23 protein-coding genes are annotated in these 25,369 nt (G+C 57.7%); 19 read left to right on the forward strand and 4 right to left on the reverse strand.

Features of this window, described 5'->3' with window-relative positions; all coding sequences use genetic code 11:
• Positions 1-174 precede the first annotated feature (174 nt).
• Both ACWKWM_RS19475 and ACWKWM_RS19480 read right to left on the reverse strand, forming a co-directional pair.
• Complete coding sequence (locus tag ACWKWM_RS19475) at positions 175-1,395, reverse strand: CaiB/BaiF CoA transferase family protein (RefSeq protein ID WP_483847707.1); 1,221 nt, start codon at positions 1,393-1,395, stop codon at positions 175-177.
• 9 nt (positions 1,396-1,404) lie between these two features.
• Positions 1,405-2,586 carry an acyl-CoA dehydrogenase gene (locus ACWKWM_RS19480; protein ID WP_483847708.1) on the reverse strand — a complete coding sequence of 394 codons (1,182 nt, stop codon included), beginning with the start codon at positions 2,584-2,586 and terminating at the stop codon, positions 1,405-1,407.
• A 173-nt stretch (positions 2,587-2,759) separates the two neighbouring features.
• Between ACWKWM_RS19480 and ACWKWM_RS19485 the strand changes: the two genes are divergently transcribed.
• From ACWKWM_RS19485 to ACWKWM_RS19530, 10 genes are all read left to right on the forward strand, one after another.
• On the forward strand, positions 2,760-3,656 hold the full coding sequence (locus ACWKWM_RS19485; protein WP_483847709.1) for a LysR family transcriptional regulator: 897 nt from the start codon (positions 2,760-2,762) through the stop codon (positions 3,654-3,656).
• A 435-nt stretch (positions 3,657-4,091) separates the two neighbouring features.
• Positions 4,092-5,213 carry a Re/Si-specific NAD(P)(+) transhydrogenase subunit alpha gene (locus ACWKWM_RS19490; RefSeq protein ID WP_483847710.1) on the forward strand — a complete coding sequence of 374 codons (1,122 nt, stop codon included), beginning with the start codon at positions 4,092-4,094 and terminating at the stop codon, positions 5,211-5,213.
• Between the two features lie 11 nt (positions 5,214-5,224).
• Positions 5,225-5,545: an NAD(P) transhydrogenase subunit alpha part 2 gene (locus ACWKWM_RS19495; protein ID WP_483835369.1), complete on the forward strand. Its 321-nt coding sequence runs from the start codon at positions 5,225-5,227 to the stop codon at positions 5,543-5,545.
• Complete coding sequence (locus tag ACWKWM_RS19500; protein WP_483847711.1) at positions 5,545-6,990, forward strand: NAD(P)(+) transhydrogenase (Re/Si-specific) subunit beta; 1,446 nt, start codon at positions 5,545-5,547, stop codon at positions 6,988-6,990. The genes ACWKWM_RS19495 and ACWKWM_RS19500 overlap by 1 nt, the downstream gene beginning before the upstream one ends.
• A 188-nt stretch (positions 6,991-7,178) precedes the next feature.
• Positions 7,179-8,672, forward strand: a complete 1,494-nt coding sequence (scpC, locus tag ACWKWM_RS19505; protein ID WP_483847712.1) for a succinyl-CoA:acetate CoA-transferase ScpC — start codon at positions 7,179-7,181, stop codon at positions 8,670-8,672.
• A 319-nt stretch (positions 8,673-8,991) separates the two neighbouring features.
• Entirely contained in the window at positions 8,992-9,207 is a 216-nt protein-coding gene (locus ACWKWM_RS19510) for a DUF1127 domain-containing protein (protein ID WP_268798615.1), read from the forward strand.
• A gap of 356 nt (positions 9,208-9,563) precedes the next feature.
• A complete protein-coding gene (locus ACWKWM_RS19515) occupies positions 9,564-9,881 on the forward strand; it encodes a DUF2388 domain-containing protein (protein WP_483847713.1) in 318 nt (105 codons plus the stop codon).
• 107 nt (positions 9,882-9,988) lie between these two features.
• A complete protein-coding gene (locus ACWKWM_RS19520; protein WP_483847714.1) occupies positions 9,989-10,294 on the forward strand; it encodes a DUF2388 domain-containing protein in 306 nt (101 codons plus the stop codon).
• Positions 10,295-10,329: 35 nt separating this feature from the next.
• A complete protein-coding gene (locus tag ACWKWM_RS19525) occupies positions 10,330-10,650 on the forward strand; it encodes a DUF2388 domain-containing protein (RefSeq protein ID WP_483847715.1) in 321 nt (106 codons plus the stop codon).
• Positions 10,651-10,670: 20 nt separating this feature from the next.
• Positions 10,671-12,608 (forward strand): DUF7844 domain-containing protein, encoded by a 1,938-nt coding sequence (locus ACWKWM_RS19530; RefSeq protein WP_483847716.1) that lies wholly within the window; start codon positions 10,671-10,673, stop codon positions 12,606-12,608.
• A gap of 125 nt (positions 12,609-12,733) precedes the next feature.
• Here the strand turns inward: ACWKWM_RS19530 and ACWKWM_RS19535 are convergent, their stop codons facing one another.
• A complete protein-coding gene (locus tag ACWKWM_RS19535) occupies positions 12,734-13,135 on the reverse strand; it encodes a GFA family protein (RefSeq protein WP_483847717.1) in 402 nt (133 codons plus the stop codon).
• A gap of 338 nt (positions 13,136-13,473) precedes the next feature.
• On the opposite strand from ACWKWM_RS19535, the gene ACWKWM_RS19540 reads away from it, so the two are divergent.
• From ACWKWM_RS19540 to ACWKWM_RS19580, 9 genes are all read left to right on the forward strand, one after another.
• On the forward strand, positions 13,474-14,781 hold the full coding sequence (locus tag ACWKWM_RS19540; protein ID WP_483847718.1) for a CitMHS family transporter: 1,308 nt from the start codon (positions 13,474-13,476) through the stop codon (positions 14,779-14,781).
• A 67-nt stretch (positions 14,782-14,848) separates the two neighbouring features.
• Complete coding sequence (locus ACWKWM_RS19545) at positions 14,849-15,616, forward strand: TerC family protein (RefSeq protein WP_483835360.1); 768 nt, start codon at positions 14,849-14,851, stop codon at positions 15,614-15,616.
• A 340-nt stretch (positions 15,617-15,956) separates the two neighbouring features.
• Complete coding sequence (locus ACWKWM_RS19550) at positions 15,957-17,600, forward strand: Na/Pi cotransporter family protein (protein WP_483847719.1); 1,644 nt, start codon at positions 15,957-15,959, stop codon at positions 17,598-17,600.
• Between the two features lie 66 nt (positions 17,601-17,666).
• Positions 17,667-19,049 carry a M16 family metallopeptidase gene (locus tag ACWKWM_RS19555; protein WP_483847720.1) on the forward strand — a complete coding sequence of 461 codons (1,383 nt, stop codon included), beginning with the start codon at positions 17,667-17,669 and terminating at the stop codon, positions 19,047-19,049.
• A 231-nt stretch (positions 19,050-19,280) separates the two neighbouring features.
• Complete coding sequence (locus ACWKWM_RS19560) at positions 19,281-20,456, forward strand: DUF5924 family protein (protein WP_483847721.1); 1,176 nt, start codon at positions 19,281-19,283, stop codon at positions 20,454-20,456.
• Positions 20,457-20,466: 10 nt separating this feature from the next.
• Positions 20,467-21,636 carry an MlaE family lipid ABC transporter permease subunit gene (locus ACWKWM_RS19565; protein ID WP_483847722.1) on the forward strand — a complete coding sequence of 390 codons (1,170 nt, stop codon included), beginning with the start codon at positions 20,467-20,469 and terminating at the stop codon, positions 21,634-21,636.
• Positions 21,633-22,436, forward strand: coding sequence for an ABC transporter ATP-binding protein (locus ACWKWM_RS19570; protein ID WP_483847723.1), 804 nt, complete (start codon positions 21,633-21,635; stop codon positions 22,434-22,436). The genes ACWKWM_RS19565 and ACWKWM_RS19570 overlap by 4 nt, the downstream gene beginning before the upstream one ends.
• 2 nt (positions 22,437-22,438) lie before the next feature.
• Entirely contained in the window at positions 22,439-23,377 is a 939-nt protein-coding gene (locus tag ACWKWM_RS19575; protein ID WP_483847724.1) for an MlaD family protein, read from the forward strand.
• Entirely contained in the window at positions 23,374-24,012 is a 639-nt protein-coding gene (locus ACWKWM_RS19580) for an ABC-type transport auxiliary lipoprotein family protein (protein ID WP_483847725.1), read from the forward strand. The genes ACWKWM_RS19575 and ACWKWM_RS19580 overlap by 4 nt, the downstream gene beginning before the upstream one ends.
• Here the strand turns inward: ACWKWM_RS19580 and ACWKWM_RS19585 are convergent.
• A complete protein-coding gene (locus ACWKWM_RS19585; RefSeq protein WP_483847726.1) occupies positions 23,985-25,223 on the reverse strand; it encodes a nucleoside recognition domain-containing protein in 1,239 nt (412 codons plus the stop codon). The genes ACWKWM_RS19580 and ACWKWM_RS19585 overlap by 28 nt on opposite strands.
• Positions 25,224-25,369: the final 146 nt, after the last annotated feature.

Here is a 25,369-nt window from a genome sequence, read left to right on the forward strand (position 1 = left end):
CCAACTACTTGATATTCAAGAAGTTTTCCGTTTCGTCTGCGCCGGAAGTGGGGCGAATTATAGACAGATCCTCAGGGGCGTCAACCCCTTAATTCGCATTCATTCCGAAAAAGTTCTAGCAACCTATATATAGGGGAATATGGATCCTTCTCTATATAGGTACAGCCGCTACAGCTACAGTACTCCGGCAGCACGCAGTGCGATGATAGCCTCATCAGTCATCCCAAGTACCCGCGTCAAAACCTCCCGGGTGTGCTCACCTAACATCGGTGGGGCGCGCCTGTACTCAACAGGCGTTTCCGAGAGCCTGATAGGACTTGCAACCTGAGGCACCACTCCGCTCAATGCATGAGGCAGCGAGATCGCCAAGCCTCGCGCTTGTACCTGCGGATCGGCGAAAACCTGAGCCACGTCATTGATAGGCCCGCACGGCACCCCAACTGACTCCAGCGACGTCACCCATTCGGCCGTTGTTTTGAACACGGTCGCCTGGCGAATAAGAGGGATCAACTCGGCCCGATGCGCCACACGCTGCTTATTAGAAGAGAACCGCGGATCCTCCGCCCACTGCGGCTGACCGGCAACCTGAGCAAACTTCCTAAACTGGCTGTCATTTCCCACCGTCAGGATGAAGTCGCCATCGGCGGTGGGGAAATCCTGATAAGGGACGATGTTGGGATGAGCATTGCCCAAGCGACGAGGAGCTACGCCTGTAGTGAGGTAATTCATCGCTTGATTGGCCAAACAGGCGACCTGAACATCCAGTAGCGCCATATCAATATGTTGCCCGAAACCACCCTGATCGCGGTGCGCCAACGCCGCCAGAATGGCCGACGTCGAATAAAGCCCCGTCAGGACATCCGTCAGTGCTACGCCTACCTTTACAGGCCCCGCACCATCTTCACCCTCCGGACGACCAGTAAGGCTCATCAATCCACCCAACCCCTGGATCATGAAGTCGTAACCAGCGCGCTTGGCATAGGGCCCAGTTTGGCCAAAGCCGGTGATCGAGCAATAGATCAATCGAGGGTTCTCTGCCTGCAAAGACTCGTAGTCCAACCCGTAGGCCTTCAAACCTCCTACCTTGAAGTTCTCAATGACGATGTCCGACTTTGCCGCCAATTCACGTACCAGCTTCTGACCCTCTGGCAGGGTGAGGTCGATGGTGACTGACTGCTTGTTCCGATTCGCTGACAGGTAATAAGCAGCCTCACTGGTGTTTTCCCCATTGGCATCCTTCAGAAAAGGAGGACCCCACGCACGAGTATCATCACCATTGCCGGGGCGCTCGATCTTGATGACGTCGGCACCAAGGTCAGCAAGAATCTGCCCAGCCCAAGGGCCCGCCAGGACTCGGGACAAATCCAGTACCCGCAGATGTGAAAGCGCGCCCATGACAACTCCTTAATAGAAAGCCTGAATGCCGGTCTGAGCACGACCAAGAATCAGCGCATGAACATCGTGCGTACCTTCATAGGTATTCACCACCTCCAGATTCACAAGGTGCCGTGCAATGCCGAACTCGTCAGAGATCCCATTACCGCCCAACATGTCCCGCGCCATACGGGCGATATCCAGAGACTTGCCACAAGAGTTACGCTTCATGATGGAGGTGATTTCAACTGCGGCAGTACCTTCATCCTTCATCCGCCCTAGTCGCAGGCAACCTTGCAACGCCAGAGTGATCTCGGTCTGCATGTCGGCGAGCTTCTTCTGGATCAACTGATTGGCAGCCAACGGACGCCCGAACTGCTGACGATCAAGCGTGTACTGACGCGCGGTGTGCCAACAAAACTCAGCTGCACCCAGTGCACCCCAGGAAATGCCATAGCGGGCGGAGTTGAGGCAAGTAAACGGCCCCTTCAAACCGCGCACGTCTGGAAAGATGTTTTCTTCGGGCACGAATACGTTATCCATCACAATCTCGCCTGTTATAGAGGCGCGCAAACCAACCTTGCCGTGTATGGCAGGCGCGCTCAGGCCTTGCCAGCCTTTCTCCAACACGAAACCACGAATGTCACCTTCGTCGTCCTTGCCCCAGACTACGAACACATCAGCGATAGGGCTGTTGGTGATCCACATCTTGCTACCGGACAGGCGATAGCCGCCTTCGACCTTCTTCGCTCGAGTGATCATCGCACCGGGATCAGAACCATGATTGGGCTCGGTCAGGCCAAAGCATCCGATCCATTCGCCAGAGGCGAGCTTGGGCAGATACTTCTGTTTCTGCGCCTCAGTGCCGAATTCATTGATTGGCACCATGACCAGAGAGGACTGCACACTCATCATGGACCGGTAACCGGAATCCACGCGCTCTACCTCGCGAGCGATCAGGCCGTAACACACGTAGTTCAGCCCGCTTCCGCCGTACACCTCAGGAATGGTGGCGCCCAACAGACCGATTTCGCCCATCTCGCGAAAGATGGCGGGATCGGTTTTCTCATGGCGGAAGGCTTCGAGGACACGCGGCGCCAACTTGTCCTGGGCGAATTGCTCAGCGCTGTCGCGCACCATGCGCTCCTCTTCAGTTAACTGCTGATCCAGCAACAGCGGATCGATCCAGCTAAAGCTCGCTTTGGCGCCCATGAAAAATCTCCTCGTGATCGGTGCGTGCGCTGATCCGCGCAATAGTCGTGCAGTGATCCTAGGCGCCGATTCCCCATCGGGCAAACGATGATATTTCACTGTGTTGTGCTAATTTCTCACTCCGTAACACATTAATCAGCCCAATTCCGTACCCATTGGTGAGGTAGCTGTACATGCGCCGCAAAATTCCGAGTACTGCTGCGCTGGTCAGCTTCGAAGCAGCTGCCCGCCACGAGAGCTTTACCAAGGCTGCCGTGGAGCTTTCTCTGACGCAAAGTGCAATTTGCCGACAGATTGGCAGCCTTGAGGAGTTCCTGAACGTGGAACTGTTCCGACGCTCCAGGCGCGGAGTAAAACTCACCGAAGCAGGCCTTTCCTACAGCCGAAGAGTTGCCACGCAGCTGGATGCCGTCGAGCGCGATACGCTTTCAGTGATGGGTCATCAGGGCACCAACGTGATCGAGCTGGCAGTTGTTCCCACCTTCGGCACTCAGTGGTTACTGCCCCGACTCAAAGATTTTCAGCAACGCCAACCTAACGTCACCATTAACCTCACCAACCGCACTCGCCCGTTCCTGTTTGCCGATACCGAGTTTGATGCGGCCATCTACTTTGGCGATGCCGACTGGTCCGGGACCGAGTCTCATCGCTTGATGAGCGAGAATCCCATGCCTGTCTGTAGCCCGGCGCTGCTGAGCCACCGATCACATCTGAGTGCTAAACAGCTGGCCGAGATGCCGCTGCTGCAACAAACCACCCGGCCCTATGCGTGGCGCCAGTGGTTCAACGCCATGAACCTGAATATCCCTCGCGACATGACAGGCCCGCGTTACGAGCTATTCTCCATGCTCGCGCAAGCGGCGATGCACGACATGGGGGTCGCGCTCATTCCGCCCTTCCTGATTCAGCGCGAGCTGGCCGAGAACCGCCTGGTTGTCGCTAACCCACATGCATTGACGAGCCTGAAAGCCTATTACCTGATGATTCCTGAGCGAAAAGTGGAGTCAGCATCACTGAGGGCCTTTCGCGACTGGTTAGTGGAACAAGCTGAGCAGTACGCACTTCCCTGATTCAATTGACTAAATAATTTGTTGACTCTGTAGTCAGTCGATTTGCAAGCCTACAAATGTCCTAATTTGTCGCATTTAAGAAACAGCAGTGTCTGTTATCGAAAACACGCTACAGGCTTTGTGGAGCGTGCCCTGCAGCCTGAATTTAGATACTGAACAGCCACAAGGTAAAAATTTCTTCGAATACCATCTGACAAGCTACAAACCAATAAACACAAGGCTTGCAGCGCTTTATTGCGTCAAACGGTCACAGGGTAATTTGTAGTAAAAGTTACGACCAGTTACAGAACTTCTTGATGGGGCAACGCCTGACCTGCAAAATGCCGCGCCCCGCCATTCTCGGCAGGGACGTGGTGATCGCTGCCCCAGAGGCGCCATCCGTAGCGCGCTGGCCTATTTTTCTAAGCATAAAAAAGATCACGCAGGAGATTTGACGTGCACATTGGTGTCCCTCTCGAAACCCAGACGGGTGAAACGCGGGTTGCTGCAACCCCGGAAACCATCAAAAAGCTCATCGGCCAAGGTCATAAAGTCACCGTTCAAACGGGGGCGGGTATAACTGCCAGCGTTCCGGACAATGCCTATGAAGCGGCAGGTGCGACGATTGGCAGCGTCAGCGATGCATTCGGCGCGGAGTTGATCTTGAAGGTTGTCGCTCCCAATGACAGCGAACTGACCCTGATCAAACGGGGCACGATCGTTGTCGGGATGCTCAACCCTTTCAATAACGAGATCATCGGCAAAATGGCCGAATGCGGAATTACCGCGTTTGCGCTTGAAGCCGCGCCACGCACTTCCCGCGCGCAAAGTCTTGATGTGCTGTCGTCGCAAGCCAACATTGCCGGTTACAAATCGGTATTGCTGGCAGCCCATCACTATCCGCGCTTCATGCCGATGCTGATGACCGCCGCTGGCACCGTAAAGGCCGCCCGCGTGCTGATTCTCGGCGCAGGCGTTGCCGGACTGCAGGCCATTGCTACAGCCAAGCGGCTGGGCGCAGTCATCGAGGCGTCCGATGTGCGTCCTGCGGTGAAGGAGCAAATCGAATCCCTGGGTGCGAAATTCGTCGACGTTCCGTACGAAACCGACGAAGAGCGTGAAGCCGCTGTGGGTGTCGGTGGTTACGCCCGCCCGATGCCTGCTAGCTGGATGCAGCGCCAGGCAGTTGCCGTGCACGAACGCGCGAAACTGGCGGACATCGTCATCACCACGGCTCTGATCCCGGGCCGCAAGGCGCCGGTGTTGCTGAGCGCCGACACCGTCTCGCAAATGAAGCCAGGGTCGGTGGTAATCGATCTCGCCGCAGCGCAAGGCGGCAACTGCCCGCTGACCGTCGCCGACCAAGTGGTGATTGAGCATGGCGTGACCATCGTCGGTCATACCAATCTGCCCGCCATGGTGGCCGCCGATTCGTCCGCGCTGTACGCCCGCAACCTGCTGGATTTCCTGAAGCTGGTGTTCACCAAGGAAGGCCAGTTTGAGATCAACCTCGAAGACGACATCGTCGCCGCGTGCCTGATGTGCCGCGACGGCCAAGTCATCCGCAAGAACGGCTGAGGATAAAAATAATGGAAGAGTTCATCTCGCCCGGGATCTATAACCTGATCATTTTCGTGCTGGCGATTTACGTCGGTTACCACGTGGTCTGGAACGTCACCCCTGCGCTGCATACCCCTCTGATGGCTGTCACAAACGCCATCTCCGCCATCGTCATCGTCGGCGCCATGCTTGCGGCTGCGTTGACCGTTACCCCTCTGGGCAAAACCATGGGCACGCTTGCCGTTGCCCTGGCCGCCGTCAACGTATTCGGCGGGTTCTTGGTTACCCGGCGAATGCTTGAGATGTTCAAGAAGAAAGCGCCCAAAGTTAAAACAGAGGTGACAAAGTAATGAGCATGAACCTGGTCACGCTGTTGTATCTGGTCTCGGCGATCTGCTTCATCCAGGCGCTCAAAGGCTTGTCCCACCCGACCACTTCACGTCGCGGCAACCTGTTTGGCATGCTGGGCATGGGCTTGGCAGTGCTCACCACCGTTGGCTTGGTGTACAAGCTGGCGGCGCTGTCCACCGACGGTGCAACCGCAGGCATCGGCTACATCATCATCGGCCTGCTGGTTGGCGGCACGGCCGGCTCGATCATGGCCAAGCGCGTCGAAATGACCAAAATGCCGGAACTGGTCGCCTTCATGCACAGCATGATCGGTCTGGCAGCGGTGTTCATCGCCATTGCCGCCGTGGTAGAGCCGCAATCATTGGGGATCGTTCACCACTTGGGCGATCCGATCCCTGCCGGTAACCGGCTGGAGTTGTTCCTCGGCGCAGCAATTGGTGCGATCACCTTTTCCGGTTCCGTCATCGCCTTCGGGAAGTTGTCGGGCAAGTACAAGTTCCGTCTGTTTCAAGGCGCACCGGTGCAATTCGCGGGTCAGCACAAGCTGAACCTGATTCTTGGCCTGGCGACCCTGTTCTTCGGCCTGACCTTTATGTTCACCGGCAGCCTGTTTGCCTTCAGCGTCATGTTGATCCTGGCCTTCGTGATCGGTGTGCTGTTGATTATCCCGATTGGCGGCGCCGACATGCCGGTCGTGGTTTCCATGCTCAACAGCTACTCGGGCTGGGCAGCAGCAGGAATCGGGTTCTCGCTGAATAACTCGATGCTGATCATTGCAGGCTCTTTGGTGGGTTCATCGGGCGCGATTCTCTCGTACATCATGTGTAAGGCCATGAACCGCTCCTTCTTCAACGTGATCGGCGGCGGGTTCGGTGGTGCAACTGATACAGGCGCTGCTGCAGGTACTAAAGAAGCTCGCCCAGTGAAATCCGGATCTGCTGACGACGCGACCTTCCTGCTAACCAACGCTGATACTGTGATCATCGTGCCGGGTTATGGCCTTGCAGTGGCTCGCGCGCAGCACGCGCTTAAAGAGCTGACTGAAAAGCTGACCCATCGCGGCGTGACCGTGAAGTACGCGATCCACCCGGTGGCAGGCCGGATGCCCGGCCACATGAACGTTTTGTTGGCTGAAGCCGAAGTGCCTTACGACCAGGTGTTCGAGATGGATGACATCAACTCCGAGTTCGGCCAGGCGGATGTGGTGCTGGTATTGGGCGCCAACGACGTGGTGAACCCTGCGGCGAAGAACGACCCGAAATCGCCCATTGCCGGCATGCCAATCCTCGAAGCGTTCAAGGCCAAGACCATCATCGTCAACAAGCGCTCGATGGCCAGCGGTTATGCCGGTCTGGACAACGAACTGTTCTACCTAGACAAAACCATGATGGTGTTCGGCGACGCTAAAAAGGTCATCGAAGACATGGTCAAAGCCGTCGAATAATTGCTCTGGCCCGCTACATAACAACCCTCCAGCGCGGTCATCGGCTGGAGGGTTTTTACATTCTGGGCAACAGTGTTTTGTCCTGAAACCCTCTAATTAGAGCCCTCCAATGCGACCTTGGTAGTGGGACGAAAAAAACTTCACGCTCTAGACTGGGCGCTCGCTTACCCCGTCCGAGATAACAATCCATGTACCGTGAACGTATCCGCCTGCCGTCGCTGATGAGCAAAGTAATGAGCGCGGCTGATGCCGCTTCTTTGATCAAGGACGGCATGACCGTTGGCATGAGTGGCTTCACTCGCGCAGGAGAAGCCAAGGCGGTCCCACAGGCTTTGGCCGAACGCGCCAAGACCACGCCGCTGAAGATCAGCCTGATGACGGGCGCCAGCCTTGGCAACGACCTCGACAAGCAGTTGACCGAAGCCGGCGTGCTGTCACGACGCATGCCATTTCAGGTCGACAGCACCCTGCGCAAGGCGATCAACGATGGAACGGTGATGTTCATCGACCAGCATCTTTCGGACACCGTCGAACAACTGCGTAACCGCCAGATCACTGCTGTAGACCTGGCTGTTATCGAATGCGTGGCAATCACCGAGGAAGGCCATCTAGTGCTCAGCAGCTCGGTAGGTAACTCCGCCAGCTTCGCGATTCTCGCCAAGGAGGTAATCGTCGAGATCAATCTGGCGCAGCCGCTGGAGCTTGAAGGTCTGCACGACATCTATATACCCAGCTACCGGCCGACTCGACTGCCAATTCCGGTCTTGAAACCCGACAGTCGTATCGGCAACCCTGCGGTCCAGATCGATCCCTCGAAGATCGTTGGGATCGTGATCAGCAATCAGGCCGACTCCCCGTCAACGGTTTTACCGCCGGACAGCGAAACCCAGAGCATTGCCGGACATCTGGTGGAGTTTTTCAAGAACGAAGTGCGACAGAACAGGCTGACCAATCAGCTCATGCCTTTACAGGCAGGCGTCGGCACCATCGCCAATGCGGTGATGACGGGGTTGCTCGACTCACCCTTTCACGACATGACTATGTATTCGGAAGTCTTGCAGGACTCCACTTTCGATTTATTTGAAGCTGGCAAGCTGAGCTTCGCTTCGGGCAGCTCCATGACACTTTCCGAGCGCAAGCATGGCTCGGTCTACAACCACCTCGACCAGTACAAACCGAAACTGTTATTGCGACCGCAAGAAATTTCCAACCATCCGGAAGTGGTGCGCCGCTTGGGGATCATCGCGATCAACACTGCGCTGGAGTTCGATTTGTACGGCAACGTCAACTCCACTCACGTCGGCGGCACACGGATGATGAACGGGATTGGCGGCTCTGGAGACTTTGCCCGTAATGCCCATTTGGCAATCTTCGTGACCAAATCCATTGCCAAGGGCGGTTCTATTTCAAGCGTGGTGCCTATGGTCAGCCACGTCGATCATACCGAGCACGATGTGGATATCCTTGTCACCGAGCAAGGACTCGCTGATCTGCGTGGCCTGGCACCTCGGGAAAGGGCGCGGGTCATCATCGACAACTGTGTGCATCCTGCTTATCGAGATGCCCTGAATGACTACTTTAGACGTGCGTGCGCCATGGGGGGCCACACCCCGCATGTGCTGCGCGACGCACTGGCTTGGCACATCAATCTGGAAGAAATAGGCCGAATGCTTCCTGCCTAATAAAACAGTTTCCAGCTGATGACGACCTTTTGTTATCAGTCTCCAATTACTGATCGCGTAAATGGAAAAAACTGTACTGCTGTACCTGTCTATTTATCCTCTAAAAATCACCGTCCAATGCTAAAAGAAGGATAAACGCACTATTCTGGTGCCAACAAGTACAGTTGGCCCAAATTTGAACCAAACAGTGCCGTTGAACAGTTAACTGAACTCTTACAATACAAATGAACTGTGTCTGTAGTGAGCGCTAAAACGAGAGGAAGATTGGCACCAATCAAGTCACTATCTAATCCCGCCATAAGCGGAAGGAAGAAGCACCATGGAACGTACAGTCAGTTCCGATCTGTTCTACGAAGAAACCGCAAAAACCGCCCAAGCCTCGTTGCCTCTGCGCGCTTTCGCTAATCTGATGCTTTGGCAGCGTCGCCTTTCCAGCCGCCATCAACTGGCTCGTCTGGATTCGCGCCTTCTGGCCGACGCAGGTATCAGCGAATCGCAACGTTACGAAGAGCTGAGCAAGCCGTTCTGGCGCTAAATTAGCGTCCGCTGGTCCAAAGGCGAATAGCCTTCTCACCAGCACCCCGAATTGCTTAACACAAAACCCGTCGCGGGTAACTGCGACGGGTTTTGTCGTTTCAGCAGAGTAATTTAAGGCACTAGTACAGTTATGGAGATTTTACCAACAACAGGTACAGTCTCTGCTTTCCAAGGGCTCCAGGTCGATTGTCGTCAGCGTCAGCCGCCGCCGAAGCCGCTGGCAATACGCCGTGATAGTGCTAACCCCTTCGCTACGCTAATCTTTGCACCAATTATCAAACCCCGTCCCAGCGACGCCTGTTCTCGCCCCCCTTCGCGAGCGTGGCTTTCCCTGTGACTCTATGGAGTTCTACTATGTCTCGCCTTTGTCTATTGTCCGGCGCCGCTTTGCTGATTGCTGCCACCAGCGCCAGCGCTTCGAGCTTCGTTGTCACAACTGATGCCGTGGTCCGCGCCCTTGACGCGTCGTCCAACGCAACGTCCAAAATCTCATCCTCTTTGAAAGACGACAAAATCGTCCTCGCCGCTCGCGAGGATGCCGCCAGCTTCGTCGCCACCAACGGTGATATCCGCGGCGCTCAGCTGGAAGGTGCTTTCCAGCACATTCGTGAAATAGCTCCACAGATGCAGGCAAGTGACGCGCAGTTAGCGCAGGCAATCCTGGCCATCTGATTCAGCAATCAGACAGCTTCCTGCCCGGCGCGCCCTGCTTCTCGGACTAGCTCTGAACAGGGCATTGCGCTAGCCTTGCAGCTCGATTTACCCGTACCCCGAGTCTCATGCCTTTATCGCCTTGCCTGTCGATTGCGACAATTGTCAGCCTGCTCTGGATCTCCCAGGCACAGGCTTTCGATGTCACCACGCAAAGCCTGGTCAAAACCGGGTTCGCCACAACTCAAGTGACGACCGGACCATTCGATAACAAACTGATACTTGCCGCCCAGGATGACGCTGCAGCCTTTCTTGCCAGTGACGGCCAACTGCGGGGAGCACAGCTGGAGTCGGCCTTGATGTATCTGCGCCAGACTCGACCAAAACTTCGTGCCAGCGACCTTGAACTGGCGCAAGCAATCCTCGTCCAATGACCACTTTGTATCTTCTGTATTTCTGGAGACGTTCCATGCGTACCCCGTTGATCGCTGTCACGCTGGGCCTGCTTATGCTGGCAGGCATGGCTCAAGCCCAAACCTTGAAAGCCACCAGTAACATCGTTGTTCGTGCATTTGGCCGCACCATCGACTTCACGTCGGACACCACTACATCTATTCGCGACTCGAAAATCGTCCTGGCAGCCAAGGACGACGCCGCCAGCTACGTCGCCACCAACGGCGACATCCACGGTGCCCAGCTCGACGCAGCCTTCAATACCCTGCGCGAACGTCTGCCAGAGGCCCGCAATGCCAGCGATCAAGTACTCGCCGAAGCCATCCTCGCACTGTGAGGCCAATTGCCGTCTGGCTGATGGCATCTGCGCTCACGCTTTTGTGCAACAGCGCATTTGCCGACCTCACGCTGTCGCTTACCGCCGAAGGCTTGAGCGCCGATCAACAGCAAGCCAGTCAGGCGCTGCTCAATGAGGCGCTAGCCGCGTTGCCGCCGCTCTTTGTTAGCAAGCTTGATCGCAAGGTCGATGTGAGCTGGTCCGATCACATGCCAGCCAACGCCTACGGCCAGGCGGACGGGTCCGGACAGCTGGACTTGAATCGCAACCTGTTGGCCTCATTGACTGACGGCAGTGCCGCCACCACAAAAACCACACGTCCTCACGGCACCGTGCGCAAAGAAATGCTCGCCACGGTGCTGCACGAGCTGACGCACATCTATGATCGCGGCCAGTTCTGGCCTGAAAATCAGCGCTCGCTCATCATCATGTGTGGACGCCGTGAAAACAGTCTGGGCAAGGTCGGGCTGCCGGATGAATGTCGAGGCCAGACGGATCGCCGTTTCACCCTGAGCGATGACCCGCGCCTGCTGGACCTAGCAGGCTGGCCGCAATATGTCGGGCGACGAGGGGACCGGGAAGAGAAGAACGGTCAGGTCGCGCGCAGTCCGGACATCTACGAAATCAGCAGCCCGCTCGAATTCGTTGCCGTGAACATGGAGTATTTCCTGCTCGATCCGGCCTACGCCTGCCGACGCCCCGCGCTTTATGACTACTACAAACAGCATTTTGGCTGGGCGCCCGCAAGTAAGGATGAATGTCCGAAGAGCTATCCGTTCCTCAACGCGGGAAACGACTTTGCGCGCGAGCCGCTGGGCAAACTTGATCCTGAACGCGTGTACGAAGTGGACTACCTGCTGGCCGAAGCCAATCAGAATCTGGTCAGCCGCTGGGGCCATTCGATGCTGCGCCTGGTGATTTGCAAACCTGGACGCCCTCGCGGCCCGGATTGCCGACTGGATCTGGACCAACATCTGGTGCTGTCCTATCGCGCGTTTGTAAATGATCTACAGCTGTCGAGTTGGAGCGGCCTCACTGGCGCCTATCCTTCGCGGCTGTTTGTTTTGCCCTTGGGCCAAGTGATCGACGAATACACCAAGACCGAACTGCGCAGCCTGGCGTCGGTGCCGATGAAGCTTTCTCGTGACGAGATCGACGGACTGGTGCAGCACGCCGCCGAGATGCACTGGGCGTACGACGGCAATTATTGGTTCATCTCGAACAACTGCGCAGTCGAAAACCTCAAGCTGCTGCGCAGTGGCACCAACGATCCAAAACTTCAGGGCCTGGACAGTATTTTGCCCAACGGCTTGCTCGAAGTACTCAAAGGGCGAGGGCTGGCGGACACAAGCGTGCTGGACGATCCGAAAGAAGCGCTGCGCCTGGGCTATCGCTTCGATTCCTATCGCGACCGCTATCAGGCGATGTTCGATGTGCTGCGCAAAAATCTGCCGGTCAAACAGTCCGGTGTCGAGGATTGGCTCGCGTTGCCCGCCAAAGAGCGCGCGCCTTGGTTCGCTCAGGCGGACTTGCGTACCAGCGCGGCGATGTTGCTGCTAGAACAAGCCAGCCTGCGTCGGCAATTGCTGCTGGCACAGGATGAAGTGAAACAGCGATATCTCAGCGCTCGGGAGCAGAAGGACAACAGCGTTGCCCACGCAACCGGCACGCTGCAAGACATTCTCGCTAACAGCGGCTTCCTCAGTCGTCCGGCAGAACTGCTCGGCAGCGGTGGATATGGATTGCCCCAGGAAGGGGAATGGCAGCGACTTGAGGCAGAGAGCAGCCAGCGCCAAAAGCAGTTGCAGCGGTTGACCGGTGATCTGGACAAGGAGGTGAGGGCGCTGCTGGAACCTGATCGCGCGAAGGAAATCGCTGCCACCGAGGACAATCTCAAACAGGTCGGCGAACATCTTCGGGCGCTTCACAAAGCTGCGGGTGGGCTGGAGCTGCCCTAACATCGCTCCCGGATCTATTGAAGCGAGGCTTGCCCGCGAAGCAGAACATAGGGTTCCAACAGGTAGAACACGGTGACGACTTCGCGGGCAAGCCTCCCTCCAACAATTTTGATTCGATCAAATAATCAAATTGTTTCTCCCGGCTCGCCCGGCAACTGCTCATCCAGATGCAGCCACGGCAGGCGATTGTCTGTCCAGATGTGGCGCGACGCAGCGGCTTCTTCCGGGTGATCGAGAGTGGCGATGGTGACGTCCATTTCCTCCGGGCTGTTGCGGCTCAGCAGCGCCACCTGCGCCCCACAGTTATTGCAGAAATAACGCACGCATGTCGGCCCGGAGTCATATGCCGTGGGACTGCCCGCCAGCCACTTGAATGACGTGATCGGCACAGAGATCCAGGTCATCACGATCCCGCCCGAGGTGCGTCGACAGATCGAGCAATGGCAGTGCGCGATGTCAGCCAGCGGCGCATCGAATTCATACCGCAGATTGCCGCAATGGCATCCACCCGTGTGCAACTCGCTCATGGCCTGTTCTCCGAAGTCAGTTACAGCGTCAGACACTCCCTAGCGTCAATCGCTTCATCGTTCATTTAACGATCAACGGAAAAGCCTGCGAAAGCTGGCTGAAAGCTTCGCGCATTAGGATCCCTCCACCGCCGGCAAAAGACCGGTCAGCCAGGCAGGACGTTTCGACGTTCACCGGCCCAGTCAACAACAACAAATTTGGTGAACCTGATGCTTGCTCGTACCCCGCACCACACCCCGCACTCCAACCCTGATTCGCTCCCTACCCAAGCGCCGTTGATTTGAGCTGATTCGTCTCTCTTGTCTTTCTCAAATCACGTTTTGCCTGGAGTATTCCTATGCTGACCTTCCTCGGCTTCGCCATGGTTGTCGCCTTTATGTACCTGATCATGAGCAAACGCCTGTCGGCGCTGATCGCTTTGATCCTGGTGCCGATCGTATTTGCACTGTTCGGCGGTTTCGCCTCTGAAATCGGGCCGATGATGCTGGCTGGCATCACCAAGCTTGCGCCGACCGGCGTGATGCTGATGTTCGCCATTCTGTATTTCGCCCTGATGATCGATTCAGGGTTGTTCGATCCGGCCGTACGCAAGATTCTCAAGCTGGTCAAAGGCGACCCGGTAAAAGTCTCGGTCGGCACCGCTGTATTGGCGCTGGTGGTTTCCCTGGACGGTGACGGCGCAACCACTTACATGATCTGCGTCGCGGCCATGTTGCCGCTGTACAGCCGGTTGGGCATGAGCCCCCGCATCATGGCTGGCCTGATTATCCTGGCGGGCGGCGTGATGAACATGACCCCGTGGGGCGGTCCGACTGCACGGGCGGCCAGTGCGCTGCATGTGGACCCCTCCGACATTTTCGTGCCCATGATTCCTGCAATGCTCGCCGGCGTCGTCGCGATTCTGGTTATCGCCTACGTCTACGGTAAACGTGAGCGCGCTCGCCTTGGCGAACTGCACCTGCCGGGCGATGAAGTCGATCACAGCGAGATCAGCGTGTCGCAGTTCCCTGAGGCTCGCCGCCCTAAACTGATCTGGTTCAACGGCCTATTGACCCTTGCCCTGATGGTGGCCCTGATCATGGGCCTGCTGCCACTGCCGGTGCTGTTCATGGTGGCCTTCAGCATCGCCATGATCGTCAACTACCCGAACCTAGACATGCAGAAAGACCGTATCGCCGCGCACGCTGGCAGCGTTCTGGCAGTCGTCGGGTTGATCTTCGCAGCCGGTATTTTCACCGGTATCCTGTCGGGTACCGGCATGGTCGATGCGATGTCGAAAAGTCTGCTGGCTGTGATTCCGGACGCACTGGGGCCGTATCTGGCTGTGATCACGGCGCTGGTCAGCATGCCGTTCACCTTCTTCATGTCCAATGACGCGTTCTACTACGGCGTCTTGCCGGTGCTGGCCGAAGCCGCTGCCCATTACGGGATCAGCCCGGTAGAAATGGCACGTGCCTCGATCGTGGGCCAGCCGGTCCACTTGCTCAGCCCACTGGTGCCGTCCACCTACCTGCTGGTGGCATTGGCCGGTATCGAATTTGGCGATCACCAACGTTTTACCCTCAAGTGGGCGGTGCTGGTTTGCCTGTGCATAATGGTCGCCGCGTTGCTGATGGGGATTTTCCCTCTGTTCAGCAGTCTGTAAGGCCAATGATTCCCTCGCTGTCGCGACAGGCGCCGGCGAGCAATAGACCTGCTCAAAGGATTACCAAATGGAATGGCTGACCAACCCGGAAATCTGGGTTGCTTTCTTTACCCTGACTGCCCTGGAGATCGTCCTGGGCATCGACAACATCATCATGATTTCGATTCTGGTCAGCCGCATGCCCAAGTCGATGCAGCCGCGTACGCGGATCTTCGGCCTGGCGCTGGCCATGGTCACTCGGATTCTGCTGTTGCTGTCGATCACTTGGGTCATGCAGCTGACGGCCGATCTGTTCGTTGTGCTGGGACAAGGTATTTCCGGGCGCGACCTGATCCTGTTCTTCGGCGGTCTGTTCCTGCTGTGGAAAAGCTCGCAAGAGATCTACCACGGCATGGAGGGTGAAGAAGAAAGCCTTGATGAGCCCAAAGGCAAAGGGGGCACGTTCATCTACACCATCATCCAGATTGCGATCATCGACATCGTGTTCTCTCTGGATTCGGTCATCACTGCTGTCGGCATGGTGTCCCACGTACCGGTCATGGTGGCTGCGATCATCGTTGCCGTATTGGTCATGATGCTGTGCTCGGGGTTTATCAGCCGCTTCATCGATCAGCATCCGTCGCTGAAGATGCTCGCTCTGTCGTTCCTGATCGTGGTCGGCACAGTGCTGATCGCCGATGCGTTTGATGTGCATGTGCCAAAGGGCTACGTGTACTTTGCGATGGCGTTCTCGCTGGCGGTGGAAGCAATCAACATCAAGATGCGCATGTCGATGGCCAAGAAGAAGGCCATGAGCGACCCTGTGAAACTTCGCAAGGACGTACCGGGTCAATAAAGCCCTGTTAGGCTTGCGCTGCGAAAACGGGGCATGAGTTGCCCCGTTTTTTTGGGCGAGGTATTGGTATGAGCGCGCTTGCCCGCGATGGCAGTGTGTCATCTGCAGCTATTTCAATAGGCTGAGGAATATCGCGGGCAAGCGCGCTCCTACAGGTGGACAGCGGTCAAACGCCTGATTTGTGACAGATTTGTTTCAAAACCGCTATTCCGTGTGCGATGCTGGCAATAAGGCCTCAAGCCGACTAAAGCTTAGTTGAGCAGCTTTCACAGCTCATGCTCGCTACACGCTGCACCTTTCATTTTTTGCCCATATGGGCAACCTTCAGGGGGCTTTTTGTATGCTGACCCTGCTCGATTTGCTGTCTGCCGTCGCGCTGCTGATCTGGGGCACCCACATCGTTCGGACCGGGATTCTGCGCGTTTACGGCTCGCAGTTGCGCCGTATCCTTAGCCAGAACATGTCCAAGCGTCCGTTGGCCTTTATCGCCGGGATTTTAGTCACGGCACTTGTGCAAAGCAGCAACGCAACGGCCATGCTCGTGACCTCATTCGTCGGTCAGGGCTTGATGGGCCTTACGCCTGCGCTGGCAATCATGCTCGGCGCGGACGTCGGCACGGCGCTGATGTCTCGTATCCTCACCTTCGACCTATCGTGGCTGTCGCCGCTGCTGATTTTTCTCGGCGTGATTTTCTTCCTGTCGCGCAAGCAGACCCGTGCTGGCCAGTTCGGCCGAGTGGGAATCGGCCTGGGTTTGATCATTCTGGCACTGCAACTGATCGTCAGTGCCGCTGCACCAATCACTCAAGCCGCCGGCGTGAAAGTGCTGTTTGCCTCGCTGACCGGTGACCTGCTGCTGGACGCCCTGGTTGGCGCCATGTTCGCGCTGATATCCTATTCCAGCCTGGCCGCCGTGTTGTTGACTGCAACCCTGGCCGGCGCAGAAATCATCAGCTTGCCTGTCGCCATCGGCCTGGTAATCGGCGCCAATATCGGCAGCGGGTTGCTGGCGTTTCTCAGCACCAGCATGCAGAACGTCGCCGGCCGCCAGGTCGCGCTTGGCAGCCTGCTCTACAAATTGATCGGCCTGTTGCTGATTACCCCAGTCCTGACCCCGTTGGTAAACTGGATGGACTCGCTGGAGCTGAGTCCCGCCAGCCTGGTGATCAGTTTCCACGTTATCTATAACTCTCTGCGTTGCGTGATCATGCTGCCGACGGTCGGTCCGATGGGGCGGTTGTGCGCCGCCATGTTGCCGGAGCAGCCCGAGACCAATACTCAAATCAAAGCCCGTCATCTGGATTTGACAGCGCTGGCGACTCCGAGCCTGGCGTTGGCCAATGCAGTGCGCGAAACCCTGCGCATGGGCGATTTGATCGACAGCATGCTCAATGCCATGCAAGAAGTGCTACGCGGCAACCAGACGGCCGTGACTCAGGAAGTACGCCGCCTGAACGACGACGTCGAGGTGCTCTATAACGGCATCAAGCTGTATCTGGCGCAAATGCCACGCGAAGACTTGAGCGACCAGGACAACCGCCGCTGGGCCGAAATTATCGAGCTGACAATCAACCTCGAGCTGGCCAGCGGTCTGATCGAGCGCATGCTGCGCAAGGTTCAGCAGCAAAAAACCTCCAAGGGCCGTTCTTTCTCTGAAGTCGGACTTGAAGAGCTGTCGGGCTTGCATGCGCAGTTGATGTCCAACCTGCGATTGGGATTGTCGGTGTTTCTCAGTGGCGATCCTGAAAGCGCCCGCCAACTGCTGCGTGAAAAACGACGTTTCCGGGCACAGGAACGGCGTCTGGCACACGCTCATGTCAGCAGGTTGCAACGTAAGATCGTGCAAAGTATCGAAACCAGCTCGCTGCATCTGGAACTGATCGCAGATATGAAGCGCCTGAACTCGATGTTTTGCAGCAGCGCGTATGCAGTTCTCGGGAACACTGACACAGGTGCGCTCTCTAGCGAGCCGTTGCCCGACTGATCCCGGTGAACGCAGGGGCCGGTTTGAAGTCTGTTACACATACCGGCCCGCAAGGAAGCCCGTTTTATGCGTTGCCTGCTTCTCGTCTCTTTACTGTTGATCTCTCTTCCGTCCATGGCGCTCGACCGCTTTCAGGTCGAGGGGTACGTGTTGCCCAATGGTCTGCAATTGCTGCTCAAGCCCGCCGAGAAGGGTCATGTGTCGATCCGCCTCGTGGTCGGCATTGGTTTCGATGATTTCAACTGCGCCGACAAAGAGCTGCCCCATGTGCTTGAGCATTTGCTGTTCAGCGGCGTCGATGACAGGGGGGAAGGAGGCCTCGAGGAGCAAATGCAGGCGCTGGGCGGGGACTGGAATGCATTCACCAGCAACGCCGACACCACATTCGTGATCGAAGCCCCGGCGCAAAACCAACGCAAAGTGCTGGACCTGCTGCTCAACGTGCTCACGCATACTCAGATCAATCAAGCCAATCTGGACAACGCCAAACGCATCGTCGAACACGAAGACGGCGGCCATCATTCTCACCTGCAGCGCTTGCTCGATCTGCGTGATCAAGGGCACAGCGCCAGCAATCAGTTGGCAGTGGAGCTTGGGCTTAAATGTTCCGAACGCCCGGAAGTGGAGCATCTGACGGTCGATCAGATAGAAGACATCCACAGCGGTTGGTACGCGGCCAACAATATGACGCTGATCATCGTCGGGGATCTCGATCGCCTGTTACCGGCTTATCTTGAACGCACTTACGGCCAGCTCAACGCAGTCGACCCAACCGAACACCCTGCGCTGCCCCAAATTACCGAGAAAGCCGACCCCGAACGCGTGCTGACCCGCGGCACGCTAGGGGATAACGCCAAACTGCATCTGTTCTTCCCCGAGCCTGACCTGGGCGAACAACACGACGAAACATGGGACATGGTGAAAACTTATCTGGATTGGGCGCTTTACAGCGAATTGCGTCTGGATAAGGGGTTTTCATATGGCCCGTGGTCGGATCGCGAAGTCTTCGGCGATACCGGTTTTCTTAGCTTGAACGCCGACGTGGACCGCGACGATATCGATGGTGCGGTGACAGCGACGCGCTCAATGCTGGCACGTCTGCGCAAAGACGGGCTTGATCCAGCGACTTTCGCGCGCTTGCAGCAAGGGTCTATCGCCAAGCAGGCTTGGGCCGTGCAAGGCAACAGCGCGCTGGCCGATTATTACTGGGGCGCAATCAACGATTACACCGATGGTCGTTTCGACGACCCGACCAAGCGCACACGCGCCGTCAGCCTGGACCTGGCCAATCAGGCCTTGCGCAAGATGCTCGCGCAGCCTGGCTACTTGCGCATCGAGAAACCGCTGCTCAGCTATGACGAGCTGTACGGTATAGGCGTGGTGTTGATTGCGCTGATTGTGTTGCTGATCGTCTGGCGGGTGTGGGCGTACAAGAGACGGCCACTTTAGAAGCGCTCTCCTAAAAAACGGGCTGGTTCTTATTGTGGGAGGGAGCTTGCTCGCGATGAGGCCGGTACATTCGCCACATCTGCCGAGCGCGAAGTAGCGAATCACGAGCAAGCTCCCTCCCACAGTTCCACGCGTGCCCGGCTGGATACGGAGGGATTTCCGACAGTTTGTTGCGTGCCGGATGTTGATACCCTGCAAAAGATTTTTCCTACAACAAAGTGAACAAGCGAAATGCCGGACTGGAACGCCCTCGTCAATCATTCAGCTGTACAGCGCGTCCTCGGGCTGATGAAGCGCTATCCCGGTGTTATCGCGCTGTTCGGTTTTTGCTCGGGGATCGGCAGTTTCATGCTGGTGGATCGTCAGGCCAAGCTGGCGACGTGGATTGCAGTCATTCTGCTGCTGAGCTGGATCTGGCTGATGTTCGAGAACAGCGCCATGACCCTGTTCGCGAAAATCTTCAAAAAGGAGATTCCCAAGCCGCTGCTGCGCTACGGCACACAGATGATTCACCAGGAAAGCCTGTTTTTTGTGCTGCCGTTTTTCTTCATCACCACTACCTGGAACAGCGGCCAGCTGGTATTCACCGGATTGCTGGGCGCCGCCGGGCTGATCTCCATCATCGACCCGCTGTACTACAAATGGCTGGCGCCCAAGCGCTGGCTGTTCATGGCGCTGCACACGCTCACGCTGTTCGCAGCATTGCTGACCGCTCTGCCGATCATTCTTCACCTGACCACCGCCGAGAGTTACAAGCTGTCGCTGATCACTGCCATGCTGCTGGCATTCCCGAGCCTGGCGTCGAGCTTCCCGATCAACAATTGGCGTCGCGGCGTGGGGCTTGTGGTGATGACGCTGGCCATCGGCGGCGCAGGCTGGCTGCTGCGCTCATGGGTGCCGCCAGCGACACTGTGGCTCACCGAAGTTGCAGTCAGTACCACGTTTGATAACCAGAGCCGTACCCCTGGCGACAGCATCCAGGAGATCGGCGTTAACCAGCTTCGCGGTGGAGGCCTGTACGCCTATACCTCAATCAATGCACCCCGTGGGCTAGATGAGCGCATTTATCACGTATGGCGCCACAACGGTAAGGAAGTCGATCGCATCGCACTGGATATCCACGGCGGCCGGGAAGAGGGTTATCGCGCCTGGACCCATAAGCAGAACTTCCCGCCGGACGTGCTCGGCAAATGGCAGGTGAGGGTGCTCACAGACGATGGACAGATGATCGGCGTCTTGCGCTTTGAAGTGACGGATCGGGATCAACCGGCCGTGACCCGCAAAAGATTTACGCCTGCGGGTTTGAAACCGGGCGCGGACAGCTATGATGCAGACGATTCGGACAAGGCCACGTCCGAGAAAAAGACGCCTGCTGCGGCGCCTTCCGACCCTGCCAATACCAACTAAGCTCGTCGCCATGAATTCGTCCCTCACGCCGGCTACTCGCGCACCGAAATCTTCGGGCAGCGCCCTACTGGATACTGCGAGCAGTCCCACGCAGCTTCGGATTACCGGAGACTGGACACTCGCCCACTACCCCAGCTTGCGTCATCAGACCGAAGTCCTGCGCGACGGATTCAGCGCCAGCACGGTCGTTGACTTGAGTCAGCTGGGGGCGCTGGACACCGCGGGCGCATCGCTGTTGGTTGAACTGCTTGGCGTCGAGCGTCTTCGTCTGCTGTCAGTGCAGGCACCCAATCTGCCGGAATCCAGCCGCGCGTTGATGCAGACCATCCAGGCGGCGCTGTGCGATTACTGTGCGCCGGTCAAAGATCCGGAAAAAGCCGTCGGCATGCAGCTGCTGGAGCGGATCGGTCGCGCGGTGGATGTGATCTGGAAGGACACGCTGCAACTGCTTGGTTTCGTCGGCCTGATTTTGCAAACCATCGCGCTGAATCTGTTTCGCCCCAAGCGCTGGCGTACCACCTCGATCATCGCCCATATCGAGCAGATCGGGCTGGATGCGGCGCCCATCGTGGCGTTGCTGACATTTCTGGTGGGGGCGGTGGTGGCGTTTCTCGGCGCTACCGTGCTGCGGGCCTTCGGTGCGACGATCTTCACCGTTGACCTGGTGGCGTTCTCGTTTCTCAGAGAATTCGCAGTACTGCTCACGGCGATTCTCATGGCCGGGCGCACCGCCAGCGCTTTTACCGCACAGATTGGTTCGATGCAGGCGAACGAAGAAATCGACGCTATCCGGACGCTGGGCTTGAGTCCTACAGAGCTGCTGGTGGTGCCCAGGGTGATTGCGCTGTTGATTTCACTGCCGATGCTGACGTTTTTGGCGATGGTCTGCGGCATCGTAGGCGGCGGCGTGGTTTGCGCGCTGTCGCTGGATATCTCGCCAGCGATGTTCCTGTCGCTGATGCAGGCCGACATCGGCGTTCAACACTTTTTGGTGGGCATGGTGAAGGCACCGATCTTTGCCTTCTTCATTGCATCGATTGGCTGTCTTGAGGGCTTCAAAGTCACGGGCAGCGCTGAGTCGGTCGGCGCGCACACGACATCGAGCGTGGTGCAGTCGATCTTCGTCGTGATCGTGCTTGATGCCCTGGCGGCGATGTTTTTCATGGAGCTGGGCTGGTGACCAAACGCTGCGTACAACCCACCGAAGCGGTGATCGAAGTGCGCGGCCTGTGCAATCGCTTCGGCACCCAGAGCGTGCACGAAAACCTGGATCTGGATTTGTATCGCGGTGAAATCCTCGCCGTGGTCGGCGGCTCCGGCAGCGGTAAATCGGTGTTGCTGCGCAGCATCGTCGGGCTGCGCCGCCCGGATGAGGGCAACATCCGCGTATTGGGTCAGGATCTTCAGAATTTGTCGGAGAAAGGGCGCTCGCAAGTTGAGCGACGTTTCGGTGTGCTGTTTCAAAAGGGCGCTTTGTTTTCATCGCTGACCATTGCCGAGAACGTCGCGTTGCCGCTGGTCGAGCACGCCGGGTTGAGCCGCGAGGAAGCCGAACATCTGGCCGGCATCAAGCTGGCGTTGTCCGGGTTGCCGTTGTCAGCGGCACATAAATACCCGGCGTCGCTATCTGGAGGGATGATCAAGCGCGCGGCGTTGGCCCGGGCTCTGGCGCTGGACCCGGACATACTCTTTCTCGACGAACCCACCGCAGGCCTCGATCCTATTGGCGCGGCGGCGTTCGATCAATTGATCCTTACCCTGCGCGATGCCTTGGGCTTGAGCGTGTTTCTGGTCACCCACGACCTGGACACGCTGTACACCATCACCGACCGCGTCGCCGTGCTGGCGCAAAAACGTGTGTTGGTCGCCGACAGCATCGACAAGGTCGCCGCCACAAACGATGCGTGGATTCACGAATACTTTCATGGCCCTCGGGGCCGCATGGCCTACGCCGCCGCCAATCATCAAAAAGAGGTCTGAGGATGGAAACCCGTGCCCATCACGTGTTGATCGGCTTGTTCACCGTGATCGTGGTCGCCGCAGCGCTGCTGTTTGGCCTGTGGCTGGCCAAATCAAGCGTCGACACCGCTTTCAAGGACTATCAGGTCGTGTTCAACGAAGCGGTGACCGGCCTTTCCCGTGGCAGCGCCGTGCAGTACAGCGGGATCAAGGTGGGTGACGTTATCCAGCTCAAGCTCGATCCGCAGGACCCGCGCCGGGTTCTGGCGCAGATTCGTGTCACCGGGGACACGCCCATCAAGGATGATACGCAGGCCAAACTCGCCCTGAACGGCATTACCGGCACATCGATCATTCAGCTCAGCGGTGGCACACCCCAAAGCCCTGAGCTGGTGGGCGAAGACGGCAAGATACCGGTCATCATCGCCGCGCCATCGCCCATTGCGCGCCTGCTGAATAACAGCAACGACCTGCTGACCAACATCAACGTGCTGCTGCACAACGCCAACGAGATGTTCTCCTCCAGCAACGTACAAACGCTGACCCAGACTCTCCAGCACCTTGAGCAAACCACCGGAGCGATTTCTGATCAACGCGACGACATTCGCCAGGCCCTCAAGCAACTGACGGTTCTCAGCAAACAGGCTGGCGGCACGCTGGAACAGACTTCGCTGTTGATGCGCAACGCCAATACGTTACTGACCAGCGACGGCAAGCAGGTGATCGGCAGCGCCGAGAACGCCATGAAGTCTCTGGAGCAGAGCAGCGCCAGGATCAACGCATTGCTGACGCGCAATCAGGATTCGCTCAACGGCGGCATGCAGGGGCTTGGCGAACTGGGCCCGGCGATTCGCGAGCTGCGTGAGACCCTTACCTCGCTGAAAACCATTTCCCGCCGTCTGGACGCCAACCCCAGTGGCTATTTACTCGGCAGTGACAAGAACAAGGAGTTCGAGCCATGAGGCTTGCCCGTCAGTCCATGGGTCGTTTGGCGATCCTGAGCGTGATCCTGCTGGCGAGCGGCTGCTCGATCTTGCCCAAGACTGAGCCCTCCGATGTTTACCGCTTGCCGACCGCCACTACTGCCGCGAAAAACCTGACGTCGGTCCCGTGGTCATTGCGCATCGTGCGGCCTAAAGCCAGTGAAGCGCTGGACAGTCCCGGCATTGCGGTCATCCCTCAGGGCGATGTCATCAGCAGCTACAAAGGCGCGCGTTGGAGCGATCCGGCCCCGGTGCTGCTGCGTAACCGGCTGACCGATGCGTTTTATCGCGACGGGCGAGTGCAGTCGATCAGTACCGATGACAGCAATCTGCAGGCGGATTTCGAGCTGGGCGGGGAGCTGCAGGCGTTCCAGAGCGAATACACCGCACAAGCCATTGAAGTGGTGATTCGACTGGACGCCCGCATCGTCAACGAGCGGCAGCGCATTATCGCCAGTCGCCGTTTCGAGGTGCATCAACCGGTAACTGACAAACAAGTGCCAGCGGTGGTTGCAGGCTTCGGGCGCGCCAGCGATACGCTGACGGCCCAGCTACTGCAGTGGACGGTGGAGCAGGGCCAGAAGAGTTACGCAGCGGCGCCGAAGAACCAGTAGCAAACGAAGATCGCCGCGATCACGCCAGCCAGTTCCGCGAGCAGCGCGCAACCGACAGCATGGCGTGCGCGCTGAATCCCCACCGCGCCGAAGTACACAGCCAGTACGTAGAAGGTGGTTTCGGTGCTGCCTTGAATAGTCGCTGCGACCAATGCCGGGAAGCTGTCGACGCCTTGGGTCTGCATCGTCTCGATCAGCATCGCGCGTGCGGCGCTGCCAGAGAATGGCTTGACCAGCGCCGTTGGCAGGGCATCGACAAAGCGGGTGTCCACGCCAAACCACTGGGTGACGTGCCGAATCCCCTCAAGAATCAAATCCAGCGCGCCCGAAGCCCGCAGTACGCCCACCGCACAAAGCATCGCCACCAGATACGGCAGCAGATTTTTCGCCACGTCGAAGCCTTCTTTTGCGCCTTCGACGAACGCCTCATAAACCTTGACCTTGCGTAACGCGCCAATCACCAGAAACAGGATGATCAAGCCAAAGAGGGTGACGTTGCCCAGCACCGAAGACAACGTGGCCAGCGCCGTGGCCGACAGTCCCGCCAGTACGGCCATGAAGCCGCCCAGCAATAATGCGCCCGGGATCAGGTAGGCGAGCACCACCGGGTCCCACAATCGCAGCCGCTGCATCACCGCGACCGAGAGCAGACCGACGAGGGTCGAGGCGCTGGTTGCCAGCAGAATCGGCAGAAACACCATCGTCGGGTCAGGCGCGCCCTGTTGCGTGCGGTACATGAAAATCGTCACCGGCAGCAGCGTCAGTGAGGAAGCATTCAGGACCAGGAATAGAATCTGCGCGTTGCTGGCGATGGTCTGACTGGGGTTCAGGTCCTGCAAGGCGCGCATGGCTTTCAGCCCGATAGGCGTGGCGGCGTTATCCAGGCCCAGAGCGTTGGCCGCGAAGTTGAGGGTGATCAGGCCGAGGGCAGGGTGGCCGGGCGGCACCTCCGGCATCAAGCGGGTAAACAAAGGGCCAAGGACTTTGGCCAGCCAATCGACGATGCCTGCCTTCTCCGCGATCTTCAGGAAGCCCAGCCACAGGGTCAGTGTGCCGAACAGCAGAATCATCACATCGACCGACAACTTGGCCATGGCAAAGATGCTTTCGACCATCGTCGCGAAGATGCCAGCGTTGCCGCCGATCAACCACTGCGAAAGCGCCGACACCGCCGCCACCAGAAAAAAGCCAAGCCATAGGCCGTTGAGCATCGGTAAGTCCCTCGAAAGATGCGGGGGATGATAGCGGCGCAGGGCGGAACAACAAACCCTAATACGCATAAAATGCGGGACGGTACGACGTCTTCTGTAGGAGCGAATTTATTCGCGAGCGAGGTATCTGGCGCATCCGGATTTAT

The sequence above is a fragment of the Pseudomonas rosaeacicularis genome, assembly GCF_057128745.1.